Genomic DNA, 8,408 nt, shown 5'->3' with positions numbered 1-8,408 from the left:
CAGCTCGAACGCGGCGCCCGGCTCACCGAGCTGCTGCGCCAGCCGCAGTACTCGCCGTACCCGGTCGAGGAGCAGGTCGTCTCGATCTGGGCCGGCACCAACGGCAAGCTGGACGAGGTCGCCGTCGAGGACGTGCTGCGCTTCGAGCGCGAGCTGCTCGACTACCTCGGTCGCAACACCGAGGTCCTGAACACGCTGCGCACCACCAACGTCCTGGACGACGACACGGTCGCGGCGCTCGAAGAGGGTGTCGAGAAGTTCAAGCTGGAGTTCCAGACGGGAGAGGGCAAGCCGCTCGCCTCCGTCGGGTCAGAGCAGTTCGAGCCCATCGAGCCGGGTGAGATCGACCAGGAGCGCATCGTCAGGCAGAAGCGATAGCTTTCTTCCGACACGATCACCGATGACAACTACTAAGGGAAGCTAAACGACATGGGAGCGCAACTTCGGGTCTACCGGCAGAAGATCAAGTCTGCCCAGACGACCAAGAAGATCACTCGGGCCATGGAGCTGATCTCCGCATCGCGGATTCAGAAGGCTCGCGCGCGTGTCGCCGCGGCGCATCCGTATTCCCGGGCGATCACCAGAGCCGTCTCCGCCGTGGCGACCTACTCCAACGTTGATCACATCCTGACGACGGAGCCGGCCAAGGTCGAGCGTGCGGCCGTCGTGATCTTCACCTCGGACAGGGGTCTCGCGGGAGCGTTCAACTCCAACGTCCTCAAGGCGGCGGAGGAGCTGACCGCCCTGTTGCGCAGCGAGGGCAAGGACGTCGTCTACTACCTCGTCGGTCGTAAGGCGGTCGCCTACTTCTCCTTCCGGCAGCGCGAATCGGTGCGCAACTGGATCGGCAACACCGACAGCCCCGACTTCGCCACGGCGAAGGAGATCGGCGATGCGCTGGTCGCGAAGTTCGTGCAGCCGGCCGCCGACGGCGGTGTCGATGAGATCCACATGGTCTTCAACCGCTTCGTCAGCATGCTCACGCAGACTCCTCGGGTCGTGCGGCTCCTTCCGCTCGCGGTCATCGAAGACATGGAGAAGCCGGCGCCGGGCGAGGCGCTTCCCCTCTACGAGTTCGAGCCGGATGCGACGGAGGTGCTGGATGCGCTGCTTCCCGTCTACATCGAGAGCCGGATCTTCAGCGCGCTGCTGCAGTCGGCCGCGAGCAAGCACGCGGCGACCCAGAAGGCGATGCAGTCGGCGAGCGACAACGCGGACAAGCTCATCATCAACTACACCCGGCTGGCGAACAACGCCCGTCAGACCGAGATCACCCAGCAGATTTCCGAGATCGTCGGCGGAGCCGACGCCCTCTCGGTGAAGAACTAGACCAGTTCAGGAGAATAGAGAAGCATATGACGACGACAGCCCCTGCTGAGAAGAAGCCGGCCGCGCGCAAGCCGGCCGCCAAGAAGGACGCCGCCTCCTCGGACGACACGACCGCCGTGGCGGGCCTCGGGCGTGTTGCCCGGGTGACCGGCCCCGTCGTCGACATCGAGTTCCCGCACGATTCGATCCCCGGCATCTACAACGCCCTGCGGACCACCATCGTCATCGGGGACCAGTCGACGCAGATCACCCTCGAGGTCGCCCAGCACCTGGGCGACGACCTCGTCCGGGCGATCGCCCTCAACCCGACCGACGGCCTGGTCCGCGGTCAGGAGGTGCGCGACACCGGCGGCCCCATCACGGTCCCGGTCGGCGAGGCCACCAAGGGCAAGGTCTTCAACGTCATCGGCGAGGTGCTCAACGGCAAGCCGGGCGAGACCTTCGAATTCGCCGATCGCTGGTCGATCCACCGCGAGCCGCCGCCCTTCGACCAGCTCGAGTCGAAGACCGAGCTCTTCGAGACGGGCATCAAGGTCATCGACCTGCTGACGCCCTACGTGCTCGGAGGGAAGATCGGCCTCTTCGGCGGGGCCGGGGTCGGCAAGACCGTCCTCATCCAGGAGATGATCCAGCGCGTCGCCCAGGACCACGGTGGCGTCTCGGTGTTCGCCGGCGTCGGCGAGCGCACCCGTGAGGGCAACGACCTCATCGGCGAGATGGAGGAGGCGGGAGTCTTCGACAAGACCGCCCTCGTCTTCGGCCAGATGGACGAGCCGCCGGGAACGCGTCTGCGCATCGCGCTGTCCGCCCTGACCATGGCGGAGTACTTCCGCGATGTTCAGAACCAGGACGTGCTGCTCTTCATCGACAACATCTTCCGGTTCACCCAGGCGGGCTCGGAGGTCTCCACCCTGCTCGGCCGGATGCCTTCCGCCGTCGGATACCAGCCGAACCTGGCCGACGAGATGGGCGCTCTCCAGGAGCGCATCACCTCGACCCGCGGCCACTCGATCACCTCCCTGCAGGCGATCTACGTTCCGGCCGACGACTACACCGACCCGGCACCGGCGACGACCTTCGCCCACCTCGACGCGACGACGGAGCTCAGCCGCGAGATCGCCTCGCAGGGGCTGTACCCCGCGGTCGACCCGCTGACCTCCACCAGCCGCATCCTGGACCCGAGGTACCTGGGCGCCGACCACTACCGGGTCGCGACCAACGTCAAGTCGATCCTGCAGAAGAACAAGGAGCTCCAGGAGATCATCGCGATCCTCGGTGTCGACGAGCTCTCGGAAGAGGACAAGATCACGGTCGAGCGTGCTCGCCGCATTCAGCAGTTCCTGTCCCAGAACACCTACATGGCGAAGAAGTTCACCGGTGTCGAGGGATCGACCGTTCCGCTGAAGGACACGATCGAGTCGTTCGACGCGATCGTCCGCGGCGACTTCGACCACGTGGCCACTCAGGCCTTCTTCAACGTCGGTTCGATCTCCGACGTCGAAGAGCGCTGGGCACAGATCCAGAAGGAGAACGGCTGATAATGGCCGATCTCGATGTGAGTGTCGTGTCGGCCGACCAGCAGGTCTGGACCGGCACGGCCTCGATGATCGTCGCGCGGACGACGGAGGGCGAGATCGGGGTCCTTCCCGACCACGAGCCCCTCTTGGCGATCCTGACCCCCGGTGAGATCCGGATCACGGACACCGAGGGCGGCAGGCTGACAGCCAAGGCCGACAACGGGTTCCTCTCGGTGGAGCACAACCGGGTGACGATCGTCGCGAGGCACGTGGAGCTGGTTCCGTAACCGCTGCCGTCCCGCGATGCTGATCCTGCTGCCTCCCTCCGAGACCAAGCGCGACGGGGGAGCGGACGGGAGCCTGCTCGATCTCTCGGCGCTGCGACATCCGACGCTGCTTCCCGAGCGTCGGATGGTGCTCGCCGCCACCAGGCGGCTCTCCCGCGGCCTCGCCGCGAGCTCGGCCGCGCTGAAACTGGGGCCGAACCAGCGTTTCGAGGTGCTGCGCAACCGAGCGCTGACGACCTCGCCGGTGATGCCCGCCCTCGACCGGTACACGGGTGTTCTGTTCGACGAACTGGACGCCGGCAGCCTGCCGGCGGGCGCACGGGAGTTCGCGACGGATCACCTCATCATCCATTCCGCGCTGTTCGGGCTGGTCGGTGCCTCCGATCCGATCCCGGCCTACCGGCTCTCCCACGACTCCCGGCTTCCCGGGCTGTCGCTGCGTCGGGTCTGGCGCGATCCCGTCTCGAGGGTGCTCGCCGCCCAGGGCGGCCTCGTCCTCGACCTCCGGTCGGAGGCCTACGTCGGTCTCGGACCGGCCGCAGGGAACAACGAGTCCTTCTTCGTCCGGGTGGTGAGCGAGGCCGACGGCGGCCTCGTCCGCCCGCTCAACCACTTCGGCAAGAAGGCCAAGGGGCGACTGGTCCGTCGGCTGCTGCTCGCCGGCATCGACCACGGCTCGGTCGAATCGTTGCTGTCCTGGGCCGCGGCGACGGGTCTGCCGTTGCGGCGCAGCACCCGGGAGGCGCCGGCGGAGCTCGAGTTCGTGGTCGACTGACCGCGAGCGGCGAACGGCGAGCGGCGAACGGTGGTCGTCAGGCCGCGCGCCAGCAGCCCTCGACGTGATCGTCCACCATGCCGGACGATTGCATGAGGGCGTACAGCGTCGTCGGCCCGACGAACCGGAATCCCAGCGAGCGCAGGGCGAGACTCATGGCGGTCGACTCCGGGGTGACGGCGGGGATGTCGCCGAGGGTCGCCGGCGCCCGCCTGCGCCTCGCCGGGGCGAAGCCCCAGAGCAGCCGATCGAGGGCGCCGGGATCCGTGTCCACCAGCTCCCGGGTGATGCGCGCGTTCGAGACCGTCGCCTCGATCTTCGCGCGATTGCGGATGATCCCGGCGTTCAGCATGAGCTCCTCGATCTCCGGTTCTCCGAGGCTCGCGACGCGATCGATGTCGAAGTCGTGGAAGGCGAGGCGGAAGGACGGACGGCGGCGGAGGATGGTGATCCAGGAGAGGCCGGCCTGGAAGCCCTCGAGACTGAGCTTCTCGAACAGGGGCCGGTCGCCGTGCAGCGGTATTCCCCACTCCTCGTCGTGGTAACGGAGATACTCTGCGTCGAGGCCCACCCAGCCGCACCGGACGAGACCGTCGTCGCCGACCCGCACGTCGAGGCGCCTGGCACCGGGCCGGTCGGGCTCAGGCATGAAACCCGATCCTCTCGTGATCGAGCAGCCAGACCTTGGTGGGGATGCCGTTGCCGCCGCTGTAGCCGGTGATCCGGTGGTTCGAGGCGAGCACCCGATGGCACGGCACGATGATCGGAACCGGATTGGCGCCGACGGCACCGCCGACCGCCCGGCCCGCCGTGGCCCGCCCGGTCGAACGACCGAGCTCTCCGTAGGAGATCTCCTCCCCGAAGGCCAGCTCGGCGAGCCTGTTCCAGACGGCCAGCTGGAATGCGGTGCCGACGAGCCTCACCGGGACGTCGAATTCACGGCGGCGACCGGCGAAGTACTCCTCGAGCTGGTCCACGGCGCGGTCGAGCACCGCGTCGCCGCGCTCCGGGAGCTCCTCGCCGGGCAGGTGGCCGGCTCGCTCCATGCTCAGCGAGGTGACGGAGCGACCGTCGCCCATCACCTCGATGCGGCCGATGGGGCTGTCGAGACGGCGCAGGGGCGGGGGACCGCCTGCCGGGGTTCGCGTGATCATGGTCCGACTGTAGCGGCGACATCCGACAGACGCGGGGCGATCGCTGGAGCCGGGGAGGGCATCCGGTTCCCGCGTCCGGGGGAGGAGAAGAGGCGCACCCGCGGCCTAGGCTGGACTCATGGCGATCATCGAATACCGTCCCCTCGGCCCCTCAGGACTCGTCGTCTCCACCGTGGGACTCGGATGCAACAACTTCGGCAGGCCGGGCACGGCCACCGAGACGCAGGCGGGAACGGATGCCGTGATCCATGCCGCGATCGACGCCGGCGTGACCCTGTTCGACACCGCGGACATCTACGGGGGAGAGCGGGGGCTCAGCGAGACCCTCATGGGCAACGCCCTCAAGGGCCGTCGAGGCGACGTCGTGCTCGCGACGAAGTTCGGCATGGACATGGCGGGGGTCAACGGCCCCGACTGGGGCGCCAGGGCGTCCCGTCGCTACGTGCGTCTCGCCGTCGAGGCCTCGTTGAGGCGGCTCAAGACCGACTGGATCGACCTCTATCAGCTGCACGCGATCGACCGGGTGACGCCCATGGAGGAGACGCTGTCCGTGCTGGACGACCTCATCGCCGAGGGCAAGGTGCGCTACATCGGACACTCCAACCTGACCGGCTGGCAGATCGCGGATGCCGAGTACCGGGCGACCCTCTCCGGGCATCCGAAGTTCGTCTCCGCCCAGAACGAGTACTCGCTGCTGGTGCGCGACGCGGAGAGGGAGGTGCTGCCGGCGGTCAACGAGTACGGCCTGGGCTTCCTGCCATACTTCCCGCTGTACAACGGTCTGTTCACCGGCAAGTTCAGCCGCGCCGGCGGGCCGGCGGACAGCCGCATCATGTTCCTGCGCAGGCATCTGCTCGATGCCGCCCCGTGGGACACCATCGAGAGGTACCAGGCATTCTGCGCGGAGCGAGGCGTGAGTTTGCTCGCGGCGACCTTCGCCTGGCTGCTCGCCCAGCCGGGGCTGACCAGCGTCATCGCCGGCGCGACAAAGCCGGAGCAGATCGTGCAGAACGCCGAGGCCGCCACCGCTTGGGCTCCCACGGAGGAGGAGGTCGCGGAGATCTCCGCGATGTTCACCGATCCGCGCTAGCCGCGAGCCCTCCCGATTTTGGAGTGAGCGCTCACTCCCACTACAGTGTTCCGCATGAGGACGCGTGTGCAGAGGGCCAGCCCGCTGTCCGCCGACCGCAGGCGCGAGATGATCATCGACTCGGTCATCCCGCTGCTCGTCGGGCACGGTCGTCAGGTCACCACCAAGCAGATCGCCGAGAGCGCGGGCGTCGCGGAGGGGACGATCTTCCGTGCGTTCGGCGACAAGGAGAGCCTCGTCAAGGCGGCGATCGAGAAGCGCCTCGACCCGACCGAGCTCCAGCAGTCCCTCGCGGACATCGACCCCGCCCTCCCGCTCGAGCGGAAGGTGCACCGCATCGTCGAGGTCATGCAGCGCCGCTTCCACGAGGTCTTCGCCTTCATGGCGGCCGTCGGGGAGGTCGGGCGTCCTCCCGCCTCGAATTCCAGGCAGGAGCTGACGACGCTCATCGAGCGCGTTCTCCGGCCGGACCTCGAGCGTCTCAACCTCCCGCCGGCCAGGGCCGCTCAGTTCATCCGCCTGGTGACCCTCGCCTCCTCGATCCCGCACTCCAGCACCGTCGAAACGTTCGACGCCCACGACCTCTCCGCTCTCATCCTCTCCGGGATCTCCGGCCACCCGGGCCAGAGTCCGACTCAACACTAGGAAGACCATGCTCCTGAAAATCCTGCGTCGCTATCTGCGGCCGCACCGCGGACTGCTGATCGGGGTGGTGCTGTTCCAGCTGTTGCAGTCCATCGCGTCGCTCTACCTGCCGACGCTCAACGCCGACATCATCGACAACGGCGTCGCCAAGGGAGACACCGGCTACATCATGAGCACCGGCGGCCTCATGCTCGGCATCACGGTCGCCCAGATCGCCTGCTCGATCACGGCCGTCTACTTCGGGGCGAAGGTCGCCATGGGCGTCGGGCGAGACCTGCGCGCCGCCGTCTTCCACCACGTCGGCGAGTTCTCCGAGCGCGAGGTCAGCCACTTCGGCGCCCCGTCCCTCATCACCCGCTCCACCAACGACGTGCAGCAGGTGCAGATGCTGGTGCTGATGACCTGCACCCTTCTCGTGTCCGCGCCCATCCTCGCGATCGGCGGCATCATCCTCGCGCTGCAGCAGGACCTCGAGCTGTCCTGGCTGATGGCGGTCAGCGTCCCCGTCCTGATCATCCTCATCGGTCTCGTCATCGTCCGGATGGTCCCGCAGTTCCGTCTCATGCAGAAGCGCATCGACACGATCAACCGCATCCTCAGGGAGCAGCTCACCGGCATCCGCGTCGTGCGGGCCTTCGTGCGCGAGAAGGTCGAGGTCGACCGGTTCGCCGACGCCAACGCCGCGGTGACCGATACCGCATTCCGGGTCGGACGGCTGACCGCCCTGATGTTCCCCATCGTCATGCTCGTGCTCAACGTGTCGAGCGTCGCCGTGATCTGGTTCGGTGCCTTCCGCATCAACGACGGCTCGATGGAGGTCGGAACGCTCACGGCCTTCCTCACCTACCTCATGCAGATCCTCATGGCGGTGATGATGGCGACCTTCATGGCGATCCTGATCCCGCGCGCCGCCGTCAGCGCCGACCGCATCGCCGAGGTGCTCGACACCGCCTCGACCGTCGTCGTTCCCGAGCACCCCGTCACCACCCTCCGGGAGCACGGCACGATCGTGCTCGAGGGCGTCGGATTCGCCTACCCCGGCGCAGAGCAGCCCGTGCTCAGCGACCTCGACTTCGAGGTGCCGGCTGGCAAGACCACCGCGATCATCGGCAGCACCGGAGCGGGCAAGACCACCCTGGTCAACCTGCTTCCCCGTCTGTTCGACGCGACCGCCGGCAGCGTGCGCATCGACGGCGTCGACGTGAAACAGCTCGACCCCGACCTGCTCTGGGGCCGCATCGGACTGGTGCCGCAGAAGCCGTATCTCTTCTCCGGCACCGTGGCGAGCAACCTGCGCTACGGCAAGCCGGATGCGAGCGACGATGAGCTCTGGACGGCCCTCGAGATCGCCCAGGCGAAGGAGTTCGTCACCGCGATGCCGGACGGTCTCGACTCGGAGATCGCCCAGGGAGGGACCAACGTCTCCGGCGGTCAGCGACAGCGCCTCGCGATCGCGAGGGCCCTCGTCAAGCGGCCGGAGATCTACGTCTTCGACGACTCCTTCTCCGCCCTCGACCTGGCCACGGATGCCCGGCTCCGCCGCGCGCTGAAGACCGGCGTCGCCGGGGCCACCATGGTGATCGTCGCCCAGCGGATCTCGACGATCGTCGA

At 67.7% G+C, this 8,408-nt stretch carries 9 protein-coding genes and 1 pseudogene; 8 read left to right on the top strand and 2 right to left on the bottom strand.

Translation table 11 applies throughout. From position 1 onward, the window contains the following. The 5 genes and pseudogenes from VGC18_RS00850 to VGC18_RS00830 form a co-directional block, all read left to right on the top strand. Positions 1-378, top strand: a pseudogene (locus tag VGC18_RS00850) (F0F1 ATP synthase subunit alpha); the annotation flags it as partial. 51 nt (positions 379-429) lie between these two features. Then, positions 430-1,329: a F0F1 ATP synthase subunit gamma gene (locus VGC18_RS00845; protein ID WP_331093242.1), complete on the top strand. Its 900-nt coding sequence runs from the start codon at positions 430-432 to the stop codon at positions 1,327-1,329. 26 nt (positions 1,330-1,355) lie between these two features. After that, complete coding sequence (gene atpD, locus VGC18_RS00840) at positions 1,356-2,867, top strand: F0F1 ATP synthase subunit beta (RefSeq protein WP_331093240.1); 1,512 nt, start codon at positions 1,356-1,358, stop codon at positions 2,865-2,867. Positions 2,868-2,869: 2 nt separating this feature from the next. Continuing rightward, positions 2,870-3,133 carry a F0F1 ATP synthase subunit epsilon gene (locus tag VGC18_RS00835; protein ID WP_331093238.1) on the top strand — a complete coding sequence of 88 codons (264 nt, stop codon included), beginning with the start codon at positions 2,870-2,872 and terminating at the stop codon, positions 3,131-3,133. 16 nt (positions 3,134-3,149) lie between these two features. Further along, a complete protein-coding gene (locus VGC18_RS00830; RefSeq protein ID WP_331093236.1) occupies positions 3,150-3,908 on the top strand; it encodes a peroxide stress protein YaaA in 759 nt (252 codons plus the stop codon). A gap of 37 nt (positions 3,909-3,945) precedes the next feature. Here VGC18_RS00830 and VGC18_RS00825 read toward each other — a convergent pair whose 3' ends face one another. Together VGC18_RS00825 and VGC18_RS00820 are read right to left on the bottom strand one after the other, a co-directional pair. Beyond that, positions 3,946-4,557 carry a DNA-3-methyladenine glycosylase I gene (locus VGC18_RS00825; protein WP_331093234.1) on the bottom strand — a complete coding sequence of 204 codons (612 nt, stop codon included), beginning with the start codon at positions 4,555-4,557 and terminating at the stop codon, positions 3,946-3,948. Further along, positions 4,550-5,062: a methylated-DNA--[protein]-cysteine S-methyltransferase gene (locus VGC18_RS00820; RefSeq protein ID WP_331093232.1), complete on the bottom strand. Its 513-nt coding sequence runs from the start codon at positions 5,060-5,062 to the stop codon at positions 4,550-4,552. The genes VGC18_RS00825 and VGC18_RS00820 overlap by 8 nt, the downstream gene beginning before the upstream one ends. Positions 5,063-5,180: 118 nt before the next feature. Between VGC18_RS00820 and VGC18_RS00815 the strand changes: the two genes are divergently transcribed. From VGC18_RS00815 to VGC18_RS00805, 3 genes are all read left to right on the top strand, one after another. After that, entirely contained in the window at positions 5,181-6,152 is a 972-nt protein-coding gene (locus VGC18_RS00815; RefSeq protein WP_331093230.1) for an aldo/keto reductase, read from the top strand. Between the two features lie 54 nt (positions 6,153-6,206). Then, positions 6,207-6,797, top strand: a complete 591-nt coding sequence (locus VGC18_RS00810) for a TetR/AcrR family transcriptional regulator (RefSeq protein WP_331093228.1) — start codon at positions 6,207-6,209, stop codon at positions 6,795-6,797. 7 nt (positions 6,798-6,804) lie between these two features. After that, a partial coding sequence (locus VGC18_RS00805) for an ABC transporter ATP-binding protein (protein WP_331093226.1) occupies positions 6,805-8,408 on the top strand: 1,604 nt, incomplete at its 3' end.

It is taken from the genome of Lacisediminihabitans sp., from assembly GCF_036404185.1.
Lineage (GTDB): Bacteria > Actinomycetota > Actinomycetes > Actinomycetales > Microbacteriaceae > Lacisediminihabitans.
The sequence above is the reverse complement of the archived record's forward strand: the minus strand, read 5'-3'. Positions and strand labels throughout refer to the sequence as shown.

Bases quoted from the DNA above. Each gene is read 5' to 3' on its own strand.
- VGC18_RS00820 (WP_331093232.1), bottom strand. From the start codon at position 5,062: ATGATCACGCGAACCCCGGCAGGCGGTCCCCCGCCCCTGCGCCGTCTC.
- VGC18_RS00830 (WP_331093236.1), top strand. From the start codon at position 3,150: ATGCTGATCCTGCTGCCTCCCTCCGAGACCAAGCGCGACGGGGGAGCG.
- VGC18_RS00815 (WP_331093230.1), top strand. From the start codon at position 5,181: ATGGCGATCATCGAATACCGTCCCCTCGGCCCCTCAGGACTCGTCGTC.
- atpD (WP_331093240.1), top strand. From the start codon at position 1,356: ATGACGACGACAGCCCCTGCTGAGAAGAAGCCGGCCGCGCGCAAGCCG.
- VGC18_RS00825 (WP_331093234.1), bottom strand. From the start codon at position 4,557: ATGCCTGAGCCCGACCGGCCCGGTGCCAGGCGCCTCGACGTGCGGGTC.
- VGC18_RS00810 (WP_331093228.1), top strand. From the start codon at position 6,207: ATGAGGACGCGTGTGCAGAGGGCCAGCCCGCTGTCCGCCGACCGCAGG.
- VGC18_RS00835 (WP_331093238.1), top strand. From the start codon at position 2,870: ATGGCCGATCTCGATGTGAGTGTCGTGTCGGCCGACCAGCAGGTCTGG.
- VGC18_RS00845 (WP_331093242.1), top strand. From the start codon at position 430: ATGGGAGCGCAACTTCGGGTCTACCGGCAGAAGATCAAGTCTGCCCAG.